At 60.2% G+C, this 25,627-nt stretch carries 22 protein-coding genes; 7 read left to right on the top strand and 15 right to left on the bottom strand.

The window, feature by feature from the left end; genetic code table 11:
- Position 1 precedes the first annotated feature (1 nt).
- Positions 2-466 (top strand): chemotaxis protein CheW, encoded by a 465-nt coding sequence (locus LQ231_RS14615; protein WP_007602076.1) that lies wholly within the window; start codon positions 2-4, stop codon positions 464-466.
- A gap of 258 nt (positions 467-724) precedes the next feature.
- Positions 725-1,087, top strand: a complete 363-nt coding sequence (locus LQ231_RS14620; RefSeq protein ID WP_230171862.1) for a hypothetical protein — start codon at positions 725-727, stop codon at positions 1,085-1,087.
- 247 nt (positions 1,088-1,334) lie between these two features.
- On the opposite strand, the gene LQ231_RS14625 is transcribed toward LQ231_RS14620, so the two are convergent.
- Both LQ231_RS14625 and LQ231_RS14630 read right to left on the bottom strand, forming a co-directional pair.
- Positions 1,335-1,823, bottom strand: coding sequence for a CreA family protein (locus LQ231_RS14625; protein WP_230173368.1), 489 nt, complete (start codon positions 1,821-1,823; stop codon positions 1,335-1,337).
- 65 nt (positions 1,824-1,888) lie between these two features.
- A complete protein-coding gene (locus LQ231_RS14630) occupies positions 1,889-2,494 on the bottom strand; it encodes a 3'-5' exonuclease (protein ID WP_230171863.1) in 606 nt (201 codons plus the stop codon).
- 342 nt (positions 2,495-2,836) lie between these two features.
- On the opposite strand from LQ231_RS14630, the gene LQ231_RS14635 reads away from it, so the two are divergent.
- From LQ231_RS14635 to LQ231_RS14650, 4 genes are all read left to right on the top strand, one after another.
- Entirely contained in the window at positions 2,837-3,343 is a 507-nt protein-coding gene (locus tag LQ231_RS14635) for a GNAT family N-acetyltransferase (protein ID WP_230173370.1), read from the top strand.
- Between the two features lie 199 nt (positions 3,344-3,542).
- Positions 3,543-5,612 carry a DEAD/DEAH box helicase gene (locus LQ231_RS14640; protein WP_230171864.1) on the top strand — a complete coding sequence of 690 codons (2,070 nt, stop codon included), beginning with the start codon at positions 3,543-3,545 and terminating at the stop codon, positions 5,610-5,612.
- Between the two features lie 114 nt (positions 5,613-5,726).
- Positions 5,727-6,596: a TIGR02587 family membrane protein gene (locus tag LQ231_RS14645; RefSeq protein WP_230171865.1), complete on the top strand. Its 870-nt coding sequence runs from the start codon at positions 5,727-5,729 to the stop codon at positions 6,594-6,596.
- 11 nt (positions 6,597-6,607) lie between these two features.
- Positions 6,608-7,042, top strand: a complete 435-nt coding sequence (locus LQ231_RS14650; protein WP_230171866.1) for a TIGR02588 family protein — start codon at positions 6,608-6,610, stop codon at positions 7,040-7,042.
- A 40-nt stretch (positions 7,043-7,082) separates the two neighbouring features.
- On the opposite strand, the gene LQ231_RS14655 is transcribed toward LQ231_RS14650, so the two are convergent.
- The 13 genes from LQ231_RS14655 to LQ231_RS14715 all read right to left on the bottom strand — a co-directional run bounded on the left by LQ231_RS14655 (position 7,083) and on the right by LQ231_RS14715 (position 24,258).
- Complete coding sequence (locus LQ231_RS14655; protein ID WP_230171867.1) at positions 7,083-8,063, bottom strand: NAD-dependent epimerase/dehydratase family protein; 981 nt, start codon at positions 8,061-8,063, stop codon at positions 7,083-7,085.
- A gap of 13 nt (positions 8,064-8,076) precedes the next feature.
- Positions 8,077-9,288, bottom strand: coding sequence for a glycosyltransferase family 4 protein (locus tag LQ231_RS14660; RefSeq protein WP_230171868.1), 1,212 nt, complete (start codon positions 9,286-9,288; stop codon positions 8,077-8,079).
- A 193-nt stretch (positions 9,289-9,481) separates the two neighbouring features.
- Entirely contained in the window at positions 9,482-11,641 is a 2,160-nt protein-coding gene (ligA, locus tag LQ231_RS14665) for an NAD-dependent DNA ligase LigA (RefSeq protein ID WP_230171869.1), read from the bottom strand.
- A 68-nt stretch (positions 11,642-11,709) separates the two neighbouring features.
- Positions 11,710-12,522: an endonuclease/exonuclease/phosphatase family protein gene (locus tag LQ231_RS14670; protein ID WP_230171870.1), complete on the bottom strand. Its 813-nt coding sequence runs from the start codon at positions 12,520-12,522 to the stop codon at positions 11,710-11,712.
- Positions 12,523-12,607: 85 nt separating this feature from the next.
- Positions 12,608-14,056 carry a phospholipase D-like domain-containing protein gene (locus LQ231_RS14675; protein ID WP_230171871.1) on the bottom strand — a complete coding sequence of 483 codons (1,449 nt, stop codon included), beginning with the start codon at positions 14,054-14,056 and terminating at the stop codon, positions 12,608-12,610.
- Between the two features lie 66 nt (positions 14,057-14,122).
- Positions 14,123-15,796: a DNA repair protein RecN gene (gene recN, locus LQ231_RS14680; RefSeq protein ID WP_113141729.1), complete on the bottom strand. Its 1,674-nt coding sequence runs from the start codon at positions 15,794-15,796 to the stop codon at positions 14,123-14,125.
- A 46-nt stretch (positions 15,797-15,842) separates the two neighbouring features.
- Positions 15,843-16,709 carry an outer membrane protein assembly factor BamD gene (locus LQ231_RS14685; RefSeq protein ID WP_113141730.1) on the bottom strand — a complete coding sequence of 289 codons (867 nt, stop codon included), beginning with the start codon at positions 16,707-16,709 and terminating at the stop codon, positions 15,843-15,845.
- Positions 16,710-16,946: 237 nt separating this feature from the next.
- Positions 16,947-17,900, bottom strand: a complete 954-nt coding sequence (gene lpxC, locus LQ231_RS14690) for a UDP-3-O-acyl-N-acetylglucosamine deacetylase (RefSeq protein ID WP_113141731.1) — start codon at positions 17,898-17,900, stop codon at positions 16,947-16,949.
- A 257-nt stretch (positions 17,901-18,157) separates the two neighbouring features.
- On the bottom strand, positions 18,158-19,921 hold the full coding sequence (ftsZ, locus tag LQ231_RS14695) for a cell division protein FtsZ (protein ID WP_230171872.1): 1,764 nt from the start codon (positions 19,919-19,921) through the stop codon (positions 18,158-18,160).
- 97 nt (positions 19,922-20,018) lie between these two features.
- Positions 20,019-21,350, bottom strand: a complete 1,332-nt coding sequence (gene ftsA / locus LQ231_RS14700; protein ID WP_113141733.1) for a cell division protein FtsA — start codon at positions 21,348-21,350, stop codon at positions 20,019-20,021.
- On the bottom strand, positions 21,347-22,246 hold the full coding sequence (locus tag LQ231_RS14705) for a cell division protein FtsQ/DivIB (protein WP_230173372.1): 900 nt from the start codon (positions 22,244-22,246) through the stop codon (positions 21,347-21,349). The genes ftsA and LQ231_RS14705 overlap by 4 nt, the downstream gene beginning before the upstream one ends.
- A gap of 20 nt (positions 22,247-22,266) precedes the next feature.
- The gene (locus LQ231_RS14710) at positions 22,267-23,193 is read right to left on the bottom strand and encodes a D-alanine--D-alanine ligase (RefSeq protein ID WP_113141735.1); all 927 of its coding nucleotides are present in this window, start codon (positions 23,191-23,193) and stop codon (positions 22,267-22,269) included.
- A gap of 210 nt (positions 23,194-23,403) precedes the next feature.
- Positions 23,404-24,258: a GGDEF domain-containing protein gene (locus tag LQ231_RS14715; protein ID WP_230171873.1), complete on the bottom strand. Its 855-nt coding sequence runs from the start codon at positions 24,256-24,258 to the stop codon at positions 23,404-23,406.
- A gap of 246 nt (positions 24,259-24,504) precedes the next feature.
- On the opposite strand from LQ231_RS14715, the gene LQ231_RS14720 reads away from it, so the two are divergent.
- A complete protein-coding gene (locus tag LQ231_RS14720) occupies positions 24,505-25,605 on the top strand; it encodes a metallophosphoesterase (RefSeq protein ID WP_230171874.1) in 1,101 nt (366 codons plus the stop codon).
- Positions 25,606-25,627 lie beyond the last annotated feature (22 nt).

Raw genomic sequence — 25,627 nt, forward strand, 5'->3', positions numbered from 1 at the left:
TATGTCCAACGCAATCAAGCAGTCCGGCGCCTATCTGGAGATCGTCTCCTTTCATCTGGCCGAGCAGGAATTCTGCATCGACATCATGGCAATCCGGGAAATTCGCGGCTGGGCACCGGTAACGCCGATGCCGCACACCCCCCCTTACGTTCTCGGCCTGATCAACCTGCGTGGTGCGGTGATCCCGGTTATCGACATGGCTTGCCGCCTTGGCATGAACATGACCGAGCCGTCGGAGCGCGCAGCAATCATCGTGACCGATATCGCCGGCAAGCTGGTCGGCCTTCTCGTCGAGCAGGTTTCCGACATGATGACCATTCGTGGCGAAGATCTGCAGCCGGCCCCGGAAATCATTCCGGAAGAACAGCGCGCATTCTGCCGTGGTATCGTTGCGCTGGAAAAATCCATGGTCTGCTTCCTCAATCTCGATACGGTCATTGCCGACGAGCTTGCCCAGGCTGCATAAACCAATCATCTCTTCCCAGAGATAAGGCCCCGCTTACAGGCGGGGCCAACCCTATTCGACACGCCTGACGACACAGACGCAATCAGCACCGGCCGATTGCGATTTTTTGCGTTTCAACGAGGGCATGCGCAGGGCATCTCCCTTCAATCCGCAAATGTATGTGCATTTTTATCGGAACCAGTCCGCCTGCGAGGAGTTCTACATTCACTTCCAAAAGAAAAAACGGAAGTTTCTGTAAAGAAACCAAGGAGAAAGATCATGAATTCAGCATTTAAGATCGCACTCGCCGGCGCCATGTCCGTTGCCTCGCTTTCCGGCGTCGCAATGGCGCAAACGACCACCGCACCGATGGTGGACACGACCACCACGACCAATTCGACCACAATGAATGACAAAGTCTCCGTTGTGATGATGAGCGCGCTGGAAGGCGAGAATGGCAACGCAAAGTTTGCCGAGATCGAAGCGCTATCTAAGAGCGAAACCGCTGTCGCCGAAGCACAGAGCGCGCTGCAGAGCGACGCAACACTCTCTGCGGCCCTCACTGCACAGAACGTGCAGTTGGAGAACGTGGTCCATATCGAGACCGCTGCCGATGGCGGCAAGGTCGTTTACGTCAAGTAATCTCGACCGACCGGATTTTCAAAAGCGCCCTGGAGCCGCAAGGCTTCAGGGCGCTGTCCGTATGACGGGGCTTCGGTGAACAGGTCCTTACCCGCCTTAGACAGGGCCGAACAAAGATGGACGGCGATATTGGGGATCACGCCGACCGGTCCTAGCCTGCGACTGTCCTGACAAAGTGCCCGCCGAAACGAAAGAGGGCCGCATCACAAAAGTGCCTTTGAGCGTCAATGCCCCCTAAAACGGTCGATCACTCCGGCTTTCCTTTGACCCATGTCACCGGCTGATTGAACAGAGGCACGGTCGATATTGCCATCTTCGCCGAGCCGTCCACGACCTGGCGGGAATGAATGAGGTAGATCAGCGTATCATTCGGCTTGTCATAGATCCGGTTCACCACCAGCGATTTCCAGATGATGGAGCGCCCTTCGCGGAACACTTCCTCACCGTCTTTCGACAGATCTATGTCGCCGATCTCGATGGGACCGGTCTGCCGGCAGGCAATGGAATTATTGGACGGGTCTTCAAACCAGTTGCCCTTTGACAGGCGATCGATAATCGAACGGTCGAAATAGGTCACGTGGCAGGTTACGCCCTTGACGCCTGGGTCATTCACCGCCTCGACGATAATGTCATTACCGACCCAGTCCACACCCACCTCGCCCACAACCTGGGCACTGGATGCCACGGGCAGCATAACCAGCGAAAGCATCGCAGCGCTGGCGAGGTTTCGAATCATCTTTGCAATTGTCATTGAGCTTCTCCGCTTTCGTCTTGTCAGAGACTTAAGGCGGTTTCGCACCTTTACAAGGCGCGCACTGTTGCCTTGCGCACCGAACAGGCCTGGTAACCTGTCGCGTGCAGCCGCCCAGGTGTAAGCCCGATCATCGCGGCTAGATCGATGATCTGCGCTGCGCCCTTCTGCGTGGCCATGGCGATCGATGCCTGAGCGCAGACGACCGCATCCTCAGCAGCATTGTGATGGACAAAGCGCATGCCGAGATGGGCGGCCAGGATATTGAGCTTGTGCGATGGCAGATGCGGCCAGACACGTTGCGCCATCTTGACGCTACAGAGATAGGAGAATGTCGGATAGGCCATGCGGTAGCCGTCAAGCGAAGCCCGCCAGACCGAAAAATCAAAAGCCGCATTATGGGCGATCATGGTTGCTCCGGCAAAATCGTCCGCAAACTCTTCCATAACCTCGGGAAACTCGTCGGCATCTTCGACATGCTCTGGCCTGATTCCATGAATGGCCACATTGAACGGCGAAAAACGCATACTCTTCGGCCGTATCATCCGTTCCTCGACCCTTACGATCCGCCCGTCCTCGATCCAGGCAAGGCCAACCGAGCACGCGCTGCCGCGCTCTTCGTTGGCTGTCTCGAAATCAATGGCGATGGTTTTCAACGGGCGCGACTCTTCTCAACCTATATACGCCCTGTCTTAGCCGAGACGACGGTTGGCGCAAACCCGGATTGACGAAGACGGGCCGACAACGCACAGTAACGTCATGATCGCAAACCGTTCGACACATCGTGTGATGATGCTTACCACCGTTCCCTCCGGGAACGTGGCTGCATCCTTGCGCGACTAGTCCGCGCAGCGATCAAACCACGAGCCCTGCCGGGATAAGCAGGGCTCGACAAGTCCCTGCTCCCGCACACGTCAAGGAGAGCAGCAATGCAGGACGACCCACCCACAAGCCAATTTCCAAGTGCGTCACGACCGGAGGCGCAATGCCCCCTCGCCATGAATGCAAGGTGGCCGGACGGCCTATCGATCCGCGCCCAATGCCCCGGCGACGCAAGCGGCATCGCTGCCATGCAGAGCCTGCCGGGTGTCCGTGCCGGCACTTTGCGTCCGCCATATCCCCGCGTCGAGGATGTCCGAAAACATATCGAGAATCAGCCTGCCAACACGGTTGCCTTGGTCGCGATCATGAACAGCACAATTGTCGGAAATGCCGGTTTGACACGTCAGTCCGGGCGTCGGGCGCATGTCGGCGAGATCGGCATGGGCGTACATGATGCATACCAGCGACGTGGTATCGGTCGAGCACTGTTGGGCGAACTGGTCGCTATCGCCTTCGACTGGATGGATCTGACACGGCTCGAACTCACGGTGTTCACCGACAATGCGCCTGCGATCGCGCTCTACCAAAGTTTCGGCTTCGAGCATGAGGGCACGCACCGCGCCTTCGCCTTGCGTGCCGGGTTTCGTGTCGACGCCCATGCAATGGCAAGGCTCCGAACCTGACCACAAACCGGCCGATTGGCCCTTGGCACACACGGCCAGGCGGCAGTTTTGCTGCCTCGCCTTCACCATATGCGGCCTTTTGTCCCCTGCCCTCTATACTTTCTGGGCCGAGACGAGTAGGAACGGCGCCAACATACCCGCAATCGGCGGGCGCGGTGCTTTGGCCCGCAAGAGACACCAATTTCGAAAGTTGACCCCGATGACTGATTTTGACGGCATCGTCCCGGCGATCGCCGAGGCATTGCGCCAACGTGGCTATGACACGCTGACCCCCGTGCAGCTGGCGATGATCGATCCCGATCTCGAACGCTCGGATGCGCTGGTCTCCGCCCAGACAGGCTCTGGCAAGACGGTCGCCTTCGGCCTCGCACTCGCCCCGACCTTGCTCGGCACCGAGAATCGCTTCGGCCGCGCGGCCGCTCCTCTGGCTCTGTGCATCGCACCGACCCGCGAACTGGCCATGCAGGTCATGCGCGAACTGGAATGGCTGTTCGAAAAGACCGGAGCCGTGATCGCATCATGCGTCGGCGGCATGGATGTCCGCAACGAGCGCCGTGCTCTGGAGCGTGGCGCCCATATCGTTGTCGGAACGCCTGGCCGTCTACGCGACCACATTACCCGCCGCGCGCTTGATTTGTCCGAACTGCGCGCCGTGGTTCTAGACGAAGCCGACGAAATGCTCGACCTCGGCTTCCGCGAAGACCTCGAATTCATCCTTGAAGCCTCGCCGGACGAACGCCGTACCCTGATGTTTTCGGCGACGGTTCCGCGCTCGATCGCGGACCTTGCCAAGAACTTCCAGCGCAATGCCAAGCGTATCGAGACCGTTTCGGAAAAGAAGCAGCACGTCGATATCGAATACCGCGCGCTGACGGTTGCCAATCCCGACCGCGAGAACGCCATCATCAACGTGCTGCGCTTCTACGAGGCACGCAACACCATCGTGTTCTGCGCGACCCGCGCCGCCGTCAATCATCTGACCGCGCGCCTGCACAATCGCGGCTTCTCGGTCGTGGCGCTTTCTGGCGAACTGTCGCAGAATGAACGTACGCATGCGCTTCAGGCCATGCGTGACGGCCGGGCTCGCGTCTGCATCGCAACCGACGTCGCCGCCCGTGGTATCGACTTGCCCGGCCTCGAACTCGTCATCCATGCCGACCTGCCGAACAATTCCGAAACGCTTCTGCACCGTTCGGGCCGGACCGGCCGCGCCGGCAACAAGGGCGTCTCGGCCCTGATCGTGCCGGTCAGCGCCCGCCGCAAGGCCGAACGCCTGCTCGCCGGCGCCAATGTCCAGCCGAACTGGGCGCTTCCGCCATCGGCGGACGAGGTTCTGGCGCGTGACGACGAGCGCCTGCTGGCCGACCCTGCGTTGGCGCAGGCGATCAACGAGGACGAAGCCCCGTTCATCGCAACCCTTCTTGCCCAGCATGGCGCCGAACAGGTCGCAGCCGCATTCCTTCGCCTGCAGCGCGGCAACCGCTCGGCACCCGAGGATCTTATCCCGGTTGCTTTGCAGGCAGAACGCAAGCGCCGCGAAGGCGAAACCTTCGAACCCCGCAACGCCGAAGTGCGTCCGCGCAGCGAATTCGGCCCGAGCGTGTGGTTTTCGCTATCGGTCGGTCGTCGCCAGAATGCCGAGCCGCGTTGGCTGATCCCGATGCTCTGCCGCAACGGCAACATCACCAAGAACGAAATCGGCGCCATCAAGATGCAGCCGGAAGAAACCTTCGTTGAAATTGCCCAGAGCAATCTCGACCAGTTCCTCTCGGCGCTTGGCCCCAACAAGGCACTTGAGCGCGGCATCACCGTAACCCAGTTGCCTGGAACTCCGGACTTCTCGGCAGCCCCCAAGGAACGCGCAGCGCGTCCGCCACGCGAAGAAGGCGAACGCCAGTCCTATGGCGACAAGAAGCCTTTCGCTGACAAGAAGCCATACGGCGATAAAAAGCCCTATGGTGACAAGAAGCCGTATGCCGCAAAGAGCGATAGCGGAGAGCGCAAGCCGTACAAGGACGACATGGCGCGCGCCGATGCCGATGTCTGGGGCGATGCACCGGCCAGGCCGAAACGTGACGACGCAGCCGCGGCCAAACCTGACTTCAAGAAGAAGCCAAAGAGCGCGTCCAACGCCTGGGATAAGCCGGCCAAGTCCGATTGGGCAGGCAAGCCCAAGGGTGACAAGCCCGCTTATGCCGCAAAGCCGAAGTTCGACGACCGAGGCCCTTCGGCTGGACCGAAGAAGAAGACCTTCAAGCCTAAGGGCTGAACGATCGATGGGGCAGCCTCTGCCCCATCTTTGCCTGTTTGAGGCAGGGGCTCCGTCATCGATGGAACAAGCCCCGCCCCCGCGCATTGAGTGCGCGACGGGGAACAATTGCCAATGGCCGCCAGCACCAGCGCTCGAAAACACACATCCACGGATGTCAGCGAATTCCTGACCGGATTGGCTCGGGGATTGGCAGGCGCATTGCTGTTTGCGCTGCCGATGCTGATGACCATGGAGATGTGGAACCTTGGCTTCTACATGGAGCGGACGCGTCTGCTCCTGCTCCTCGTCCTCAACATGCCGCTTCTCATCTTTCTTTCGCACCGGATCGGGTTCGAGCATACCAACTGCTGGAGCACCAGCATTCGCGATGCCGTCGTGGCCTACGGCATGGGCATTGCGGCAAGTGCCACACTCCTGTTGATCCTCGGCGTCATCACGCCAGACATGGCGCCACGCCAATGGGTCGGCATGGTCGCCATCCAGGCGGTGCCGGCAAGCATCGGTGCCCTACTCGCACGCAGCCAGCTCGGTATCGGCACGGAAGACGCCGACGATGACGGCGCTGACTGTAACGTCGCGCAGGATGGCAGCAGCTATGCCGTCGAACTCTCCATGATGGCGGTTGGCGCGCTGTTCCTGTCGCTCAATCTGGCCCCGACGGAGGAAATGATCCTGATCGCCTATAAGATGACGCCGTGGCATACGCTTGCCTTGGTGACCATTTCCATCGGCATGATGCACGGCTTCGTCTATGCGCTGTCGTTTCGCGGCGGCCACAGGCTGGAAAGCGGCGTGCCCGGTTGGCACGCCCTCATCCGTTTCACCCTGCCCGGTTATCTCGTCGCCCTGTGCGTCAGCCTCTACACATTGTGGACATTCGAACGGCTGGACGACACGGGCATCACCCAGATTGTTCTGATCGTCATCGTCCTGGGCTTTCCCGCGGCCATCGGTGCTGCGGCAGCCCGGCTGATTTTGTAGGAAGATCGCCGATGAAAAAATCCGAAAGTAAAACGGCGACGGCAGCAGGCAAACGGCTGAATACCGAGACACTGCAGCCGCACTGGATAGAGTGGCTGACCGGCGCAGTCTCTTCGCTCCTCATCCTTCTGGTTGTCGGCTGGATCAGCTACGAAGCAGTCAATGGCACGGACAGTCCGGCCGAGCTGCAGGTCGACATCGTTTCGACGGAAAGAACGGATGCCGGGTGGCGGGTGCTCTTTGATCTGCGAAACAATGGCGAATCCACCGCTGCTGCCGTGGAGGTGCATGGCACCGTGTCTGAACAGGGTCGCCTTGTTGAGGAAGCCGCAGTCACAGTCGATTATGTCGCCGCGCGTTCAACTGCGCATGGTGCATTGATATTCACCCAGAACCCGAACGACCGCGATTTCAAGATTCGCGCCGTCGGTTTCACCGAGCCTTGAGCCCTTCAGCCAGTGTCGAATGAAGTCCACCAGTGGGCGTTTACGCTGCCCGCCCGGCGGTAAATCTAAGTTGGTCCAACATCCGGCCAATCCCTTCGGAAAGGGTGACCGATGGCAACAAGCCGTAGTGCTCCTGCATTGCCGTATCGCCGCAACGGTAAAAGACACCCTCGGGCTTTTCGGACAGACCGGAGACATTCGGCTGCCATCCGATCTGCTGCGCAACCTCCTCAGCAAGGGCGATGAAAGACGTTGCGATCCCGGTCGACAGGTTGAGGCTCTTCCCCGATGGCAACCGGTCCACGCTGCGCCAGACGAAATCCACGCAATCGGAAATATGGATGAAATCACGGCATTGCCGCCCGGACCCCCAGACGAAAACCTCGTCCCTGCCCGCTTCAGCCATCAGCCGCTGGCAGATTGCCGGAAACGGATAGGCGAGATCCTGATCCTCGCCGTAGCCGCTGAAAGGGCGATAGGCGATTGCGCGGCCGCCATACCGCTCGACATAGAGCTTCATCAGGAATTCGCCGGTCAGCTTGGCCCATCCATAGCTGAGATCCGGAACCCCGAGTGCATCCTCGAACGAGATCATCTCCTCACGCAGCCTTTGATGCCCGACGACCCGCTGATAACCGATCGAATAGGCGGCGCTCGAACTGAAGAAGACGACGCAGCCAGGTCGGGTGGCGGCGGCCCATTTCCACATCAAGGCATCAACAGCAAGGTCCTCGGCAACGCAGAGCGCTTGCGTCTCCATCATGATCCGTCCACCGACAACGGCCGCGAGATGATAGACATAGTCAAAGTGCTCATCCGTGCGGGCAAAATAGTCACGGCAATCGGCAGCAACGAATGTGAAGCGGCCATTCGGTGGATGCGGCCACCGTTCAGGAGGCAGCGCACCGGTTCCCGCGACCAGGTTGTCGACACAGACGACGTCCAGCCCCTCCGACAGGAGCCGTGCACAGATATGACGTCCGACAAACCCGGCTCCACCGGTCACCAAAGCCCTGGTCATGACATCCCCCTCCTCAGTGCACGGACAAATTGGCATTGCCTCTGTAGATATCGACGATCCGCTGGCGCCATTCATCGGTCGACGGCGCAATGCGCTTCCCGTATTCGTAAGCTCCCTCGCTCAGGTTGCGAACGAGTGCGTCATTGTCCATCAGAGCGATCTTCTCGGCGAGCGAAGCGGCATTGCCGCTTTCGAACACCAAACCTGCGCCGTTGCGCGAAACCTCTTCGGCAATCAGAGCGTTGCTGCTGGCAATCACCGGAATCCCGCTCATCACCGCTTCCGCCGCCACCAGGCCATAAGGCTCGGGCATGCGCGAAGGCATGATGAAGAATCGCGCCTCGGCCGCCATGCGGTCGACTTCGCTGTCCTCCAGCCAGCCCGGCACGTAGCAGTGTGGCAACGCTGCCTGCATCTCCTGCAGCAAGGGCCCGCGCCCGATCAACGTTGCCGCCCTGCCGGTGCTGTTCAATGCTTCGGCAAGCGTCCGCACGCCCTTTTCCCAGGTCATGCGCCCGAGAAAAAGCGCGCGGCTGTTCTCCCAGGCCCTGACGGGTCCGACCGTCAATGGTTTACAGGGCGTCCGCAGAGTCTGAAATCGGCTCAACGCTCCCCCGGTCAGATGAAGCTCCATATTCTCATGCGCGAGGATGACCTCGACCCGCCCCCAGAATTCCTTGCCGGCCGCAGTCTGCGTCAACATCCGACCGACACGCCAGAGCTTGTGCAGGTAGTTGCGCTTGTCGCAATTGCTCGTGATGCAGGCTGCCGACATCGGCTTGTGTTCGCAGACATCGCCGGTGTTGAAATTGAGATATCCGCCATTCGGGCAACTGAGGAAGAAATCATGGGCCGTCACGATGACCCGGCTACCGTGTTTAGCCAGCGCGTGAAAGATCGACGGCGACAGGATCTGCGACCAGCCATGGACATGAACGACGGTTCTTTCCCGGCTGGCGCCCAAAAGCCGATCAAGCGCCGCATAGGCCTGCCGATTGAAATTCCGGTCGACCACGTCACGCAGATGCACCCCGTCGCGAAGCGGTCTCTCTCCCAGCGCCTCGACCTTGGCCGCCGGAAAATTCCGCCTCACGCCCTCGCCATCGTCCCCGACAAGCACCGTGCAGTCGAGTCCGGCTGACAGGCCAGCCTCGATGCATTGCATCGCAACTTTGGTGGCGCCACCCAGGACCACGGACACATCATTGATCAGAATAAGCCGCATGACCCGCCGTGGTTCAAGAGAGGGGAAGCAAACGAAGAAGAGAGCTTTCACTCCCCGGTGGAGCGCCCGTTTCCTCGTTTTCAAACCTGATTGACCTATATTTCAGGGGGGTATTTCAACTTATCCTTTTTCACTAGACGAAGAGGTATTTTTCACCCCGCCGTCCGGTTCCCTTTTCCGCGGCGAGCCCTGTTCAGCCACCGATCAATTCGAGCCACTCGTCTTCGGTCATGACCGACACGCCCAGTTCCCGCGCCTTGTCCAGCTTGGAACCGGCCCCCGGACCCGCCACCACATAATCCGTCTTCTTCGAGACCGAGCCTGCAACCTTGGCGCCGAGACCTTCCGCGCGCGCCTTGGCTTCATCACGGGTGAACCGCTCCAGCGAGCCGGTAAAGACGACGGTTTTGCCGGCAACGGGACTGTTGCTGGCCACAGGCGCTTCCGCATCGAGCGGCGTCACCTCGTCCAGCAAGCGCTGGACGACCTGCAGGTTCCTCGGTTCTTTGAAAAACTCGACGATAGAGGCCGCAACCACTTCGCCGATGCCATCGATGCTGTTCAACTCGTTCCAGGCATCGCCGTGTCGCGGAGCGGCCGCCTGCATCGCCTCTGCAAACGCCGCGTAGGAACCATAGGAGCGCGCCAGAAGCTTCGCTGTGGTCTCGCCGACATGACGGATGCCAAGGGCAAAGATGAAACGCTGCAAGGCTATCTCGCGCCGAGCATCAATCGCATCGAACAACTTGCGGACACTGACGCGGCCAAAACCCTCGATGTTTTCCAGTTTGGTCAGCAGCGAGCCGTCCTGGCGCTTCTTGAGCGTGAAGATGTCCGGCGCCGTGCGGATTGACAGCGACGGATCTTCGGCTTCGAAGAAGAAGTCGACCTGCTTGGTTCCCAACCCCTCGATGTCGAAGGCATTGCGAGACACGAAATGCTTGATGTGCTCCACCGCCTGCGCCCGGCAGACGAAGCCACCGGTGCATCGCGTGACGGAATCGAGCTTGCCGGTCTTTTCGTTCTTTTCCCGAACCGCATGACTGCCGCAGACCGGGCATTTTGTCGGAAAGAGATACTGAACTGACGTTGCCGGCCGTTTTTCCAGCACCACATCCAGAACCTGCGGGATCACATCGCCGGCACGCTGCACGATGACCGTATCGCCAACCCGGATGTCGTGCCCCTCGGGGCGGATGCGCTCGCCACCATTGCCGATGCCTTCAATGTAGTCGGCATTGTGCAGTGTCGCATTGGTGACGACGACACCGCCGACGGTGATCGGCTCAAGCCGCGCCACCGGCGTCAAGGCCCCGGTACGCCCCACCTGGATATCGATCGCCTCGACGGTGGTGAAGGCTTGTTCGGCCGGGAATTTGTGCGCGGTCGCCCAGCGCGGACTGCGCGAACGAAAGCCGAGACGCCCCTGCAGATCGAGCCGGTCGACCTTGTAGACAACACCGTCGATATCGTAATCGAGATCGGCACGCTGCAGGCCGATGTCGCGGTAGTGGCCGATGATCTCCTCGACCGACGTCAGTCTCCGGGTCAGCGGATTGACCGGAAAGCCCCATGTCCTGAAGGTCTCGACCATGCCCCATTGCGTGTCGGCCGGCATGGACGAGATCTCGCCCCAGGCATAGGCAAAGAATTTCAGATTGCGGCTCGCCGTCACTTTGGGGTCGAGCTGCCGCAGCGAACCGGAGGCGGTGTTGCGGGGATTGACGTAGGTCGGCTTGCCCTCGGCCTCCATCTGCGCATTGAGCGCGAAAAATGCGCTCTTGGCCATGTACACCTCGCCACGCACCTCGACGACATCGGGTGCATCCGCCGGAAGTTCTGTCGGGATCTCCTTGATCGTGAGGATGTTGGCTGTCACGTTTTCGCCGGTCGTTCCATCGCCACGGGTCGCGGCCGTCACCAGCTTGCGGTTCTCGTAGCGCAGCGACATCGAAAGCCCGTCGATCTTCGGCTCCGCTGTGAAGGCGATTGAATTGTCGGGCATCACGCCGAGGAACCGGTAGACGGAGGCAACGAAGTCCGAGACATCCTCGTCGGAAAACGTGTTGTCGAGCGACAGCATCGGTCGGGCGTGGGTCACTTGGGCAAAAATCCCGGCAGGTGCAGCACCCACCCGCTGCGAAGGACTGTCGATGCGCACAAGCTGCGGGAACTGCGCCTCGATCGCATCGTTGCGCCACTTCAGCGCATCGTAGTCTGCGTCGGAAATCTCCGGCTTGTCCTTGCCGTGATACAAAGCATCGTGATGGGCAATCTCGCCAGAAAGTCGAGCCAACTCGGCGCGCGCCTGTTCTTCGTTCAGATCCTCGACTGCGATCAGTTCAACGGCCATGGCGCCCTCCGAAAAATTATCCGCCGGTCTTACCCCCGAATCTGACCGGTTGAAAAGCCTCCGTCGCGCTAATCCATAGCCGGATGAAGCCTGATCCTTGCCGTCAACGGCAGATGATCGGAGGCAAGTCTGGCCAGAGGCGTATCATGCACCGTCATGTCGCATATCAGGTCGGCGCGGTTCGCCATGATCCGATCAAGAGACAGGACCGGCAGGCGCGCCGGAAAACTCGGGATCGGTGGGGGCAGCGGCCCGAAGATAGGTTCCAGGCGGGTGAGCGCCGAGCCAGGCCCCAATCGCCATTCGTTGAAGTCCCCCATCAGGATTGTTGGCCGCTCTTCACGTGCCTGCAGGATGTCGAGGATCACATCAGCTTGCGCCCGGCGAGCCCAGCGCAGCAGGCCGAGATGCGCCGCGATCACCCGCAGTCCCGCATGCCCCTTGATCTCGAGTTCGGCGACAAGTGCTCCACGCGGCTCGAGCCCAGGCAAGGCAATCTGGTGCACGTCGCGCACCATGCCCTGGCGAAACAGCAGGACATTGCCGCGCCAGCCATGTGATTTCGGACCGCCCACGACCGGCACCGGCAACAGGCCGGTATCCAGCCGAAGACGCGTCAGGTCGAGCAATCCTGAGCGTTCGCCGAAACGTTGGTCTGCCTCTTGAAGCGCAATCACATCCGGCTCGATCTCACGGATCACCTCGATCACCCGCTCGGGGTCGAAACGCCCATCGGTGCCGACGCATTTGTGCACATTGTAGGATGCGACAGTGATCAGACCATCCTCGGCCTCGCGCAACGCCGGACCATACGGCCGTTGACGCCGATTGCGGATCGACGAGATCATCGTCCGTGCGAGACTGCCGTTCGTCTTTTTCATTCCACCAATCAAGCCTCAAGCAGTCAAAGTCAGATACCCAAAGGTCACAGTCCGGCCGTGTCGCAAGCAGTTGGCTCGCCGTCCCTTACAGATAGGGCGATCCAAGCCAGAGGAAACGTTCAAAGAGCCTGATCGCGAACGGTCTCGCTCGCAGCTCATCCAGCACAACCTCCTCGGCATCCTCCATGGCAGCGGCAATCCGACCCTCGATCTCGCTTGCCACGTCCTTGTCGAAGATTTCCATGTCGATTTCGAAGTTCAGCCGAAGCGACCTCGAGTCGAGGTTGGAAGAACCGACAAACACCCACTTGCCGTCGACCACTGCAAGCTTGGAATGATCGAAGGGACCGGCGGCCCGCAGAACCCGGCAGCCGTCCTTCAGCACCTGGTCGAACTGCGCCGTCATGGCGTAGCTGACGATCGCCAGATTGTTGCGCGAGGGAACGACGATATCGACCTGCACGCCGCGGCGTGCTGCGGTGGCGAGTGCGGAAATCAGCACGGCATCCGGCAAGAAATATGGCGACATGATCCGGATCGAGTGCTGCGCCACCGAAAACGCGCCGATCAGCATCTTGTGGTTGGTTTCCAGATGGGCATCCGGGCCCGACACGATCAGCCGGGCAAAAGACGGTTCTCCCGCGACTGCGCCATCCAGCCCCAGCCGCCATTCCGCACCTTTCAGCACTTCCCTGGTTTCGAAATGCCAGTCTTCTGCTGCAACAGCCAGAATGTCGGCGACAACGGGCCCGCTGACCTTGAAATGTGTATCACGGGCGCTGTCCGGTCCGGTGAAGCCGGCCCGGATATTCATCCCGCCGATAAAAGCGGTTGTGCCATCGACAACCACGATCTTGCGATGTGTCCTGAGGTTGGCATAGGGCAGCCGAAGTCCCATGATGACTTGGCCGTTGAAGGCAGCCACCGAGACGCCTGCTGCCTGCAGATAGCCGATGATGCTCGGCACGCTGTAGCGGGCACCGACGGCGTCGATCAGGACACGTACGGCCACGCCGCGCCTGTGGGCTGCGATCAGGCAATCGGCAACCTTGAGGCCGATCTCGTCTCGATCGAAGATATAGGTTTCAAGAATGACGCTGCGTTCGGCCCCGGCAATTGCATTGCAGATCGACGAATAGGTTTCCTCACCCGTTCCAAGCATCGTGATGCGATTGCCCGATGACAGCGGATGGCGCGCCACCCGGTCCCCCAGCGTCTTGAGCGATGCCATCTGGGGACCGAAACGCGCAGCGATCACGTCTCCCGTCACACCGTAGGAGGAGATGCTGCGCCACAGTTCATCAAGGCGCAGCGCGCGTCGCGAGATCAATGAGGCGCGTCGAATACGATTGATGCCAGCCACGGCATAGATCATCGCCCCGACCAGTGGCGACAGCACGATGACCCCCACCCAGCCGAGGGCCGAGCGAACTTCCCGCTTTGTCATCGTCGCATGCACGGCCGCCACTGTGCCGAGAATGATCGACAGCGTGAAAAGCACATGAGGCCAGTAAGTCGTAAGAATATCAATCATGGTTGCCGGAGCGAAACAGGTTTCCCACCCGAATGCAACGGCAATCGATAGCCCTCAACGGCCTGCTCAGGCCTCACCCGCCAGAAGCTTGGCCGCCGCCGCCCGGGCCTCGTCGGTGATCGATGCGCCGGCCAGCATGCGGGCGATTTCTTCCTTGCGATGATCCGGCTCCATGATCGCCACCCGCGTCGCGATCTTGTCGCCGGCATCGCCCGCCGGTCCCTTGGAGATCAGGAAATGCGTCGCGGCGCGTGCGGCCACTTGCGGTGCATGGGTCACGGACAGCACCTGAACCTTGCTCGACAGCCGCTTCAGCCGCTGGCCGATGGCATCGGCCACCGCACCACCCACGCCCGTGTCGATTTCATCAAAGACCAGCGTCGGTGCAGAACCGCGGTCTGCCAGCGCAACCTTGAGCGCCAGCAGGAAACGGGACAGTTCACCGCCCGAGGCCACCTTCATGATCGGACCCGGTCGCGTGCCTGGATTGGTCTGCACGTGGAATTCGACCGTATCGATGCCCTCGGCTGTCGCGGCTTGAGGGTCGCTGGCCACTTCCACCATAAATTTGGCCCGCTCCAGCTTGAGCGCCGGCAACTCCTCCATGACAGTTTCGGCGAGTGCCACGGCCGCATGATGACGCTTGGAGGAGAGCAGGACTGCCAGATGGTCGTAATGCGCCCGCGTCTCGGTCACAGCAGCTTCAAGCTGCCCAAGGCGCTCTTCACCGGCATCCAGATCGGCAAGGTCGACAACCATCTTTTCGGCCAGCGCCGGTAGACCGGTAACGGCCACTGAATATTTCCGGGCGGCGGCGCGCAGGGCGAAAAGCCGTTCTTCGACCCGCTCAAGCTCGCGCGGATCAAATTCCGTCCGCCGCAATGCAGCCTCAACCTCCATCTGCGCGCTCGAGAGCGTGTCGAGGGCCGAGCCGAGAAGCTGTACCGTTTCTTCCAGAAGCCCTGGCGCCTCATGGCTCTTGCGCTCGAGCTTGCGCATTAACGACGCGATATGCGGGACTGGCGATGCATTGCCATTGAGAAATTCCGAGGCCTCGGAAATGTCGCCGGCAATGCGCTCGGACTTCTGCATCCGTGAGCGGCGCTCTGCCAGATCGTCCTCTTCGCCATCCTGTGGCGACAAGGTCTCCAGTTCCTCGACCGAGGCACGCAGATAGTCGGCCTCGCGCGCCGCCGCCTCGACCTTGGCCTTGTGGGTCTTGAAGCTACGCTCTGCCTCGCGCCAGCGACGATAGCTCTCGCCCAGTGTCACGGCCTCATCGGACAGGCCGGCAAAGGCATCGAGCAACATACGATGCGCATCGGTATCGATCAGGGCGCGGTCGTCATGCTGGCCGTGGATCTCGACCAGCAATTGGCCGGCCTGGCGCATCAGTTGAACGCTAACCGCCTGGTCGTTGATAAAAGCGCGGGTGCGGCCATCGGCTGACTGGATCCGACGGAAGATGAGATCGCCATCGTCATCGACGCCATTGCCACGCAAAAGCGTTCGGGATGGATGGCTGCCGCCGACGTCGAAGACCGCAGTGACCTGCCCTTTGTCTTCGCCATGACGCACTAGCGAACCGTCGCCTCGCCCACCAAGAGCGAGCGACAGGCTATCCAGAAGGATCGATTTGCCGGCGCCTGTCTCACCTGTCAGAACCGATAGGCCTGCCTCGAAGGCAAGATCCAACCGCTCGATCAGAACGATATCCCGGATCGATAACTGGACCAGCATGGGCTCAAGATCTCACTTGACGGACGGTGGCAACAGGAAATGGTTCTCAGCTGCCGGTCAGGAATTTGCGACCGGCGCGTGCGATCCACGAACCCTCGTTTTCGCGCGGCTCGACACCACCGCTCTGCAGCAGCTTGTAGGAGTCGGCATACCACTGGCTGTCTGGATAGTTATGTCCGAGAACGGCTGCAGCGGTCTGCGCTTCCTGCACGATGCCCATGGCGAAATAGGCTTCCACGAGACGCGCGAGCGCTTCCTCGATCTGGTTCGTATTGGAGAATTCCTCGACCACGACACGGAAACGCGACACGGCGGCGAGATATTCCTTCCGCTCCAGATAATAGCGTCCAACCTGCATTTCGCGGCCGGCAAGCTGGTCACGGGCAAAACGGATCTTGGCCTGTGCGTCATCGACATATTCTGAATCGGGATATTCGTCGACCACGCGCTGCATCGCCTCGATGGTCTTCTGCGAAGCCTTCTGGTCCTGCGTGACGTTGGCGATCTGCTTCCAGTTGGAAAGGCCGACGAGATACTGGACGTAAGCTGAATCATCCGATCTGGGGTAAAGGCTCATGTAGCGGTTGCCGCTGGCGATGGAATCGCCATAGCGGCCGAGGCGATACTTGGTGAAGGTGCTCATCACCAGAGCCTTGCGCGACCATTCGGAGAACGGATGCTGGGCATCGACGGCATCGAACTTGCGAGCCGCTTCGCTCATGTTGCCGGCCTTGATATTGGCAAGGCCCTGATTGTAGAGAACATCCGGCGGATCGGTTTCTGCCGAGAGCTTGGTGATGTCGATGTCGGGATCCGATTGGCAACTGGCCAGCACACCGGCCAGCGACATCATCAGGCAAAGACTGGCGACACGCGCGGCTTTCTTCACAACGACCGATCCTACTTCACTCATTCCGAAAGATCCCGATTGCAGCGCCGCCTAAAAAGTCGTCGCTTTCAAATGGCGTTTCTAGCCACAAAAGACGTATGAGAGCAACGCAGTGATGGCGATTTAACGCAATTTTGTGGCGACGGCCGAAGAAAGTTCCAATTCGAACGGTTCCGGCCGGAAAAGCGAAGGCGCCGACCCGCAACAAGCGGAACCGGCGCCCAAATCATTCAAACAACTTTGGAATCTGGAACAGATCGATCAAGCCGTCCACGGCGCAAATTCAACTGCCTGGACAGGCACGAATTCGCGTGCCCGCGCCTGAAGGCTGCGCGCCGGAGCTTCGACCACTTCATAGGCCGACGCATCGCTGAGAAGTGCCTTCAGCGCGTTCGCGTTCAGCTTGTGACCGCCCCGATAGGAACGATAGCACCCGATGAACTGGGCACCGGCAAGCGCCAGGTCACCAACCGCATCCAACGTCTTGTGACGAACGAACTCGTCTTCGTAACGGAGCCCCTCGACATTGATCACTGTATCATCATCGGAGATGACGACGGAATTTTCCAGCGACGAGCCGAGCGCGAAGCCTGCCGCCCAGAGGCGCTCGACATCACGCATGAAGCCGAAGGTGCGTGCCCGCGACAACTCCGTCTTGAAGGTCTCGGCCGTAAGGTCGCCCTGCCATTTCTGGCGGCCGATCAGCTTGCTGTCGAAATCGATTTCCACTTCGAATCGGGTGCCGTCGTAAGGACGGAATTCCGCCCAGGACGCGCCTGCCTCGATGCGAACCGGCTTGGTCACGCGGATATAGCGACGCTTCACGCCCAGATTGCTGATGCCGACCTGCTCGATCGCGTCGATGAACACTTCCGAACTTCCGTCCATGATTGGCATTTCTGCGCCGTCGACTTCAACGATCAGATTGTCGAGACCGAGCGCATAAATCGCCGCCATGACATGTTCGATCGTGGCGATCGAACGGCTCGCAGAGGTACCCAGCACGGTGCAGAGATCGGTATTGCCGACATGGGCCGAAACCGCACGGTACTCGCTGGTCGAGCCATCGTCATGCTGGCGGCTGAACACGATGCCCGTACCCGCTTCCGCCGGCTGCAGGGTGATTGTGACGTCACGACCGGAATGAACGCCAATACCCGTAATTGAAAGCGGAGCCGCGATCGTCGTTTGAAATCCGAGCAAAGCAATTGCCATTCCGAATGCCTTATCTAACCTGGTGCCAGCATCTTGAAGAAGCCACACGCACCAATGTGTCGTATGAAGAGCCTGAGCCCTGTTCCGTGTTCATACATACGTAGGTAGCGCCCTCAAGCCAAATCACTGTTTCTTTCCGACTGTAACGAAACTACCGGATTGAAAAAGCTCAAGAAAATCCTCATCAAGCCGGCCCTCCGAAAAGCAAAAAACCCGGGCTTTACGCCCGGGTTTCCGCAAGCAGTCGGAAATGCTGATCAGTTGGTCTGGCGGCGCAGGAAGGCCGGGATTTCCAGCTGGTCGTCTTCATTCGACGTACGGGTCGGAGGTGTTGCACGACCCTGATCATCAAGCTGGCCACGACGCGGAGCGTAGAGGCTGGCTTCAGCCGAAAGCGGACGACGCTGCTGCGGCGCGGCAGGCGCCGAACCGGTCATGTCGCCGACGACAGGCTCTTCGTCCTGATGGCGGCCGAGCGAATTGGTGATTCGCTTCAGCAGACCCATCGGGCCGCGTTCGTCCTGGGCTGCCGGGGCAGCGACCTGCGAACGATGGTCGATTTCAGCCCGCAGAACCGGCGGGAAGTCTTCGACCTTCGGCATGCGTGCCGGTTCCTGGGTCATGCGTGGGGCAGCAGCCATCGGCTCCACCTGCATCGGTGCCGGAGCAACGGGCGCATGGTAGACCGGAGCCTGTGCGACCGGAGCCGGCTGGGAAACGACGGGAGCCGGAGCCATCATCGGTTCTGCCATACGCGGTGCCGGAGCCGGAGCAACGTCTTGTGCCGGAGCACCGAACAGACGGCTCGCCGGACGGAATTCCGGTTCGGCAGCGGCCTGCGGCTGGGATACAGCCTGGCGAGCGATTGCGATTTCGAGTTCACGCTCCATGTCAGCTTCTGCCGAACGGATGGTTTCTGCGACCGGGTCAACCATGGTCTTGGGGGCCTGCGTCATTGCAGGCTGGTATGCGGCCGGCGCCGAAGCAACGGCCGCGGAAGGACGCATAACTGGCTTTGCCAGCGGTGCGGCTTCAAAACCCTTGGAGGCGAGCGCGGCGCGGTCGATGCCGGTGGCAACGACGGAGACACGGATGATGCCTTCGAGCGCTTCGTCAAAGGTCGCGCCGAGGATGATGTTTGCATCCGGGTCGACTTCTTCGCGGATACGGGTTGCCGCTTCATCGACTTCGAAGAGCGTCATGTCGCGACCACCGGTGATCGAGATCAACAGGCCCTGCGCGCCCTTCATCGAGGTTTCGTCGAGCAGCGGGTTTGCAATGGCAGCTTCGGCAGCCTGCATCGCGCGGCCCTGGCCGGACGCTTCGCCTGTGCCCATCATCGCACGGCCCATCTCGCGCATGACCGAACGGACGTCGGCGAAGTCGAGGTTGATCAAACCTTCCTTGACCATCAGGTCGGTGATGCAGGCAACGCCCGAGTAGAGAACCTGGTCGGCCATGGCAAAGGCGTCGGCAAAGGTTGTCTTGTCATTGGCGATGCGGAAGAGGTTCTGGTTCGGGATGACGATCAGCGTGTCGACAGACTTCTGCAGTTCTTCGATGCCGGCTTCAGCAAGCCGCATGCGGCGCTGGCCTTCGAAATGGAACGGCTTGGTGACGACGCCAACGGTCAGGATACCCTTGTTGCGGGCGGCCTGTGCGACGACAGGAGCAGCACCGGTACCGGTACCACCGCCCATGCCGGCGGTGACGAAGCACATATGTGTGCCATTGAGATGGTCGATGATCTCGTCGATGCATTCTTCGGCAGCCGCACGGCCGACTTCCGGCTGTGAACCGGCGCCGAGGCCCTCGGTGACGCTCACGCCGAGCTGGATGATCCGCTCAGCCTTGGTCATGGTCAGCGCCTGGGCGTCTGTATTGGCGACGACGAAGTCGACGCCCTGCAGGCCGGCTGTGATCATGTTGTTGACGGCATTGCCGCCGCCGCCGCCGACACCGAATACGGTGATCCGGGGCTTCAGCTCAGTGATGTCTGGCTTCTGCAGCTTGATGGTCATTGTACCAGTCCCTTCTTTTTCCGGCCGCATCGCCTAGCCGGCCAAGTCATTTCAACAGATTTCCCTGTTCCGAACCTTGCGGGCCCGGCGGGTGAACTCAAAAACTCTCTTTCAACCACTGACCCATGCGGGCGAAGCGGCTGTTTCCGTTGCCGAAGGGCGAGAACAACCCGCCCTGCCCGGCATGTGTTTCCTGATCCGCAACCTGCGGATAGATCATCAATCCGACCGCTGTGGAGAAGGCCGGTCCCTTGGCTGCGGCCGGAAGACCCGACACGCCCATCGGACGACCAATCCGCACATTGCGGGCGAGAATACGGCGGGCCGCTTCCGGCATGCCTGTCAGCTGGCTTGCGCCACCGGTCAGCACCACACGCTTGCCGACCACCGGAGAGAAACCCGACTTCTGGATCCGGTCGCGCAGCAGTTCGAGCGTTTCCTCGATCCGCGCGCTGATGATCCTAGTCAGAAGCGCCCGTGGAACCTGGGTCGGTTGATCGCGGTCGTCCTCGCCGATCGGCGGGACAGAAATCATCTCGCGGTCGTCTGCGCCATTGGCGACAGCCGAGCCGTGAACGACCTTCAAGCGTTCTGCATCCTCGATACGGGTCGAAAGCCCGCGCGCCAGATCGGTGGTCACATGATGACCGCCAATCCCGATGGCGTCCGTATGGATCAGCTTGCCTTCTGCAAAAACCGAAATGGTGGTCATGCCGCCGCCCATGTCGATCGCAGCGCAACCGAGCTCCACCTCGTCATCGACCAGAGCCGCAAGGCCGCTGGCATAAGGCGTGGCGACCACACCCTCGACGGTCAGGTGGGCGCGATTGATGCAGAGCTCCAGATTGCGGAGCGCTGCACGTTCGGCCGTGACCACATGCATGTCGACGCCGAGGACGTCGCCATACATGCCGAGGGGATCGCGGATTCCCCGCTCTCCGTCAAGCGAAAAGCCAGTCGGCAGCGAATGAAGAACGGCGCGGTCATTGCCCTGCGACTGCTGACCGGCAGCAACCAGAACCTTGCGCAGATCGCCCGATTCCACTTCCTGGCCACCAAGATCGATGGTTGCCGTATAGACGTCCGAACCGATGCGACCGGCAGACACGTTGACGATCAGGCTTTCGACAGTCAGGCCGGCCATGCGCTCAGCGGCATCGACGGCGAGACGGACAACATTTTCGACCGCATCGAGATCGGCAATCACACCGGACTTGATGCCATGCGAGCGCTGATGACCGAGACCGATGACCTCGACATTGTGCGTGCGACCCGGCAGGACCGAGGTTTCACGACGCGGAGTCAGGCGGCCGATCATGCAGACGACCTTGGTCGAGCCGATATCGAGCACTGAGACGACATGGGCGCGCTTGGACGAAAGCGGCTTGGTGCGCGGCAGACCGAAATTAGAGCCCCCGAAGAAGTTCATATGTTCTGCTCCGCCTTTTTCAGCGCCTTGCGGCGCGCCTCGACCGCGGCAATCCGGCGCTCCTGCGCCTCGGGCGTCAGACGAACTGCAACACGATCATGCAGACGCATGTCGATCGCCGCGATATCGCGCGAAAGCACCTGCTGTTCCTCGTCGAAACGCGACAGCAGCGCCAGCGACTGATCGATATCGGTTTCCGGCAGCTTCACGACGATGCCGTTATCGAGATGAATATCCCAGCGACGGCCGGCGACACGCACGAAGGCCTTCACACGCGAGGCAATGCCCGGCCACTTGGCAAACTCTTCTTCGATTGCCGCAGCGCCAGTCTCGGCATCGCGGCCGACGAACAGCGGCAGTGAGGCAAACTTGTTGTCACGCAGCGGCGCGATCACGGAACCCGAGCGCTCGATGATCGAGAGATCGGAACCATGCTGCCAGATCGCATAGGCCTGGCGCTCGCGCAGCTGAATTTCGACAGTGCTTGGGTAAACCTTGCGAACCTCGACCGACTCGATCCACGGCAGATCAGCAAGCGACTTGCGCGCCTGGTCGATATCGAGCCCGAGAAGGCTCGTTGCACCATCGAGGCCCAGCAACTGCAGCACATCGATTTCGGACGTGTGCTGATTACCGGAAACGCGAACGTCTTCGATGGCGAAACCCGCCGTCGAGGTCATCGACTGGAGCACTGCCGGACCATGACCACCGACAACAACACCATGAAGCGCGACGACCGAATAGAAGCCGACAAATGCGATCTTGCCAGCATGGCGCGGCAAAGCGATTCGGCCAGAGCAGAGACTGACCACAAAACGAACAACGCGACGCAGTGGGCGCGGCAGGACGACAGCATCCGAAGAAGCGACACGCACGCCAGGAAACGCTCCACCGATATCAGCCGATTTGTTGCCGCTTAGCGCAAACAAGAGGCGTCCTCCACCATCCAACGAACGAATTCACCAAAACCAAGGCCCGCATGGGCCGCCATTTCCGGCAACAGGGAGGTGGGGGTCATGCCCGGCTGATTGTTGAGTTCCAGCCAGATCAGATCACCATCTTCGGAGAACCGATCGTCGTAGCGGAAGTCTGAGCGACTCACTCCGCGGCAACCGATCGCCTGATGTGCCTTGACTGCCAATGATTGTATTTTTTGGTAAATTTTTGGTGAAATTTCCGCCGGAAGCACGTGCTTGGAGCCGCCTTCCGCATACTTTGCATCATAGTCATAGAAGCCATGCCCAAGCGGCACGACTTCGGTAACAGCCAGCGCGCGTCCATCCATGACGCCACAGGTAAGTTCGCGACCAGCCACATATCGCTCCACCATGACGAGATCGCCGTAGCGCCACTCGGAAGAGGTGAGGATCTGTGGCGGATGCGCCATATCCTCGCGCACGATCACGACGCCAAAGCTTGAGCCTTCGCGAACAGGCTTCACAACGTAAGGAGGCGCCATCGGGTGCTCATTGCCGATATCGAACCGGCTCATGACGACAGCCTCGGCCACAGGAACCCCGGCCTGAGAAGCAATTAGTTTCGCCTGGCGCTTGTCCATAGCCAGCGCCGAGGCAAGAACGCCGGAATGCGTGTACGGGATACCAAGATATTCGAGTACCCCCTGGATCGTACCGTCCTCGCCAAACGGGCCATGAAGCGCATTGAACGCAACATCCGGTCGCAGGTCGGAAAGCACCTGACCGATATCACGACCGACGTCCACCTTGGTGACGCGGTAGCCCTCGCCCTCAAGCGCGGCAGCGCACGCCGTCCCCGAAGAGAGACTGACAGGACGCTCAGAGGAAATTCCTCCCATCAGAACCGCGACATGCATGCCACTCATCAACGCCTCTCAACCATTCCAGAACTGGGTCCTGTGCGAACTCTCATTCCGCCGCGACCTTTGCAGCACGAGTAGAACAACATTAAGGTTAATGAAGCGTTTACTTTCGTTAATTTCCAACGACAGGCCATACCTGATCATGCTGACTCTCAATCAGCGGAAAAGTCAGCAACAAACTGATAAATAACGATGAAATATGCCGATGGCTGATCAGGCGCGGCGAAGCGCGGCTGGAGCATCAATGATCGCCGATGGATGACGCGCGCGATCTGCAGCGGCCGAAACCATCGAAGCAGCATGCACGATTCGATTTCGACCGGTGGCCTTGGCATGATAGAGCGCCATGTCCGCATCGGAGAAGATTTCGCTAAAACCGCGATCTGCCGTCGCATCCGCCACGCCTCCCGAGACGGTTACGCTGAACACTCGACCAACCGCGCCGATTGATGCATCGGCAACACGGGCCCGAATGTCTTCGGCAAGCCGCATCGCCTCATCGGGTCCAACACCAGTCAGAAGGATGGCAAATTCCTCGCCACCGATGCGTGAAAGAGCGCCATGCCCGTTGACCGCGGCGGCCAGAACGTCGGCGACAACCACGATGACGTCGTCACCTGCCTTGTGCCCGAGAGTGTCGTTGACCGTCTTGAAACGATCAATGTCGAACAGCAGCAGAGATACCGGCCCACGGCTCTTTTCAAACGCGTCGAGAAAGGCACGCCGGTTCATCAAACCGGATAGCATGTCGGTTCGACTGAGTGCTTCGAATCGCTGGCGTGAAACACCGAGGTCGTAAACGGCAAAACCGACGACCGAGTAGGCGAGCAAAGCGACAACAAAAGAAACAGGAGGCGTCAGCACCGTGGCGATTACCAGGGCCGGTCCCAGGTCATACGGCAGCAAGCCGAACGCAACGAGTCCCAGATGCGAAAGGATGTTCAGCACATAGGCAAAAACCGCAATCTTGACCGCCATCCGGATCGAGCGCGAAAACACCGCCTTGCGCGACCCAAATTCGCCCAAGCTCAATTGCCGGATCATCCACTCGTTTGCCTTGCTGATCATAACGTCCCCAATCGCTGCGAAGCGTATTTCAGCAAAGTTAAAAATTCGTGGGGTCAAGAGAGGTGGACAGAAACGCGCACCGACCTCAGCCGCGCAAGATGCATGCGACCGGAATCAAGATGGCAAGCAATTCTCGGAGCGGTTTGATTTTGCATCCTTTGTTGCGATTTGCGCGGCTTGCGAACGATTGCCTCCCTGGGAGTTCCGCCGTAACCTCGCAGTCAAGCAGCAGCACGGGAGCACCAGATGATTTCAAGACGTCAGGTTATCGGTTGCGGAGTGTCGACCGGACTTTCATGTCTGCTCCCCTCACCGCTCATCGCCAGTGATCCGATCCCGGCGACCGACGTCACGTTTCTGGTCATCAATGACGTCCACACCTGCAGCATGGGCAATGGCCTCAGCCCAAACTGTGCCGAGGAAGGAAAGACCGATGAGAACCTGCTGCGGCATATCGCGGCGCTGAACCGTATCGCCCATGAACACTGGCCGACGGATATCGATGGAAAACCAACCGGGCTCGCCAGTGCCGGACAACCGATCGCCACGCCGCGCGGCATTGTTGTCTGCGGTGACATGACGGACGATGGCGGCGGGCAGACGGCACTTGCGGCAGAAGGGTCGCAACTGCTGCAATTTTCCCACCGCTATCAGCAGGGCGTCGGCACGGACCGCGTCCACTACCCGGTCTATCTCGGCCTCGGCAACCACGACCTCGACCAGGACGGCATCGCATCGCAAGTCGACTGGTATCGGCGCGAAATGCGCGAATATGTCCAGATGAACCATCGTCCCAGCGTATTCTTCAAGCCGACGGTGCCGGTCGACAACTACCACGACCCGTCCGATAGCTATTCCTGGAACTGGGATGGCTTGCATTTGATCCAGGCACAGCGCTTTGCCGGCGACACCAACAAGGGCGCGATCAGCGCAATTGACTGGCTGAAAAGCGATCTGGCCACAAATGCAGCCGATGGCCGCCCGGTAATGATCTTCCAGCACTACGGCTTCGATGCCTTTTCACGCGAACGCTGGGATCCGGCCAGGCAAACGTTCGACGAAAACGGCGCTGGCGCACCGCATTGGTGGTCGGACGAGGCACGATCAGTGTTTCTGGACGCGCTGAAGGGATATAACGTGGTCGCCATCATCCACGGCCATCAGCATGAGACACCGATGCTGTATCAGTCATATGGCTACGACATCATCAAGCCGAAAGCCGCATTCATGGGCGGGTTCGGGCTTGTCCGGATCAGCCGAAAGACGATGGATGTGGTCCTTGCGGAAGCCGTGGACAACAATGGCGCCATCAGGTTCACGTCCGCTTTCAGCAAGACGTTCGCCTGAAAGGGGAGCGGGAACGGCAGTC

The organism is Rhizobium sp. CECT 9324 (assembly GCF_918741265.1).
Taxonomy (GTDB): Bacteria; Pseudomonadota; Alphaproteobacteria; order Rhizobiales; family Rhizobiaceae; genus Allorhizobium.

Coding starts and splice junctions, on each gene's coding strand:
- LQ231_RS14615 (WP_007602076.1), top strand. CDS start 2: ATGTCCAACGCAATCAAGCAGTCCGGCGCCTATCTGGAGATCGTCTCC.
- LQ231_RS14620 (WP_230171862.1), top strand. CDS start 725: ATGAATTCAGCATTTAAGATCGCACTCGCCGGCGCCATGTCCGTTGCC.
- LQ231_RS14625 (WP_230173368.1), bottom strand. CDS start 1,823: ATGATTCGAAACCTCGCCAGCGCTGCGATGCTTTCGCTGGTTATGCTG.
- LQ231_RS14635 (WP_230173370.1), top strand. CDS start 2,837: ATGAATGCAAGGTGGCCGGACGGCCTATCGATCCGCGCCCAATGCCCC.
- LQ231_RS14640 (WP_230171864.1), top strand. CDS start 3,543: ATGACTGATTTTGACGGCATCGTCCCGGCGATCGCCGAGGCATTGCGC.
- LQ231_RS14645 (WP_230171865.1), top strand. CDS start 5,727: ATGGCCGCCAGCACCAGCGCTCGAAAACACACATCCACGGATGTCAGC.
- LQ231_RS14650 (WP_230171866.1), top strand. CDS start 6,608: ATGAAAAAATCCGAAAGTAAAACGGCGACGGCAGCAGGCAAACGGCTG.
- LQ231_RS14655 (WP_230171867.1), bottom strand. CDS start 8,063: ATGACCAGGGCTTTGGTGACCGGTGGAGCCGGGTTTGTCGGACGTCAT.
- LQ231_RS14660 (WP_230171868.1), bottom strand. CDS start 9,288: ATGCGGCTTATTCTGATCAATGATGTGTCCGTGGTCCTGGGTGGCGCC.
- ligA (WP_230171869.1), bottom strand. CDS start 11,641: ATGGCCGTTGAACTGATCGCAGTCGAGGATCTGAACGAAGAACAGGCG.
- LQ231_RS14670 (WP_230171870.1), bottom strand. CDS start 12,522: ATGAAAAAGACGAACGGCAGTCTCGCACGGACGATGATCTCGTCGATC.
- LQ231_RS14675 (WP_230171871.1), bottom strand. CDS start 14,056: ATGATTGATATTCTTACGACTTACTGGCCTCATGTGCTTTTCACGCTG.
- recN (WP_113141729.1), bottom strand. CDS start 15,796: ATGCTGGTCCAGTTATCGATCCGGGATATCGTTCTGATCGAGCGGTTG.
- LQ231_RS14685 (WP_113141730.1), bottom strand. CDS start 16,709: ATGAGTGAAGTAGGATCGGTCGTTGTGAAGAAAGCCGCGCGTGTCGCC.
- lpxC (WP_113141731.1), bottom strand. CDS start 17,900: ATGGCAATTGCTTTGCTCGGATTTCAAACGACGATCGCGGCTCCGCTT.
- ftsZ (WP_230171872.1), bottom strand. CDS start 19,921: ATGACCATCAAGCTGCAGAAGCCAGACATCACTGAGCTGAAGCCCCGG.
- ftsA (WP_113141733.1), bottom strand. CDS start 21,350: ATGAACTTCTTCGGGGGCTCTAATTTCGGTCTGCCGCGCACCAAGCCG.
- LQ231_RS14710 (WP_113141735.1), bottom strand. CDS start 23,193: ATGAGTGGCATGCATGTCGCGGTTCTGATGGGAGGAATTTCCTCTGAG.
- LQ231_RS14715 (WP_230171873.1), bottom strand. CDS start 24,258: ATGATCAGCAAGGCAAACGAGTGGATGATCCGGCAATTGAGCTTGGGC.
- LQ231_RS14720 (WP_230171874.1), top strand. CDS start 24,505: ATGATTTCAAGACGTCAGGTTATCGGTTGCGGAGTGTCGACCGGACTT.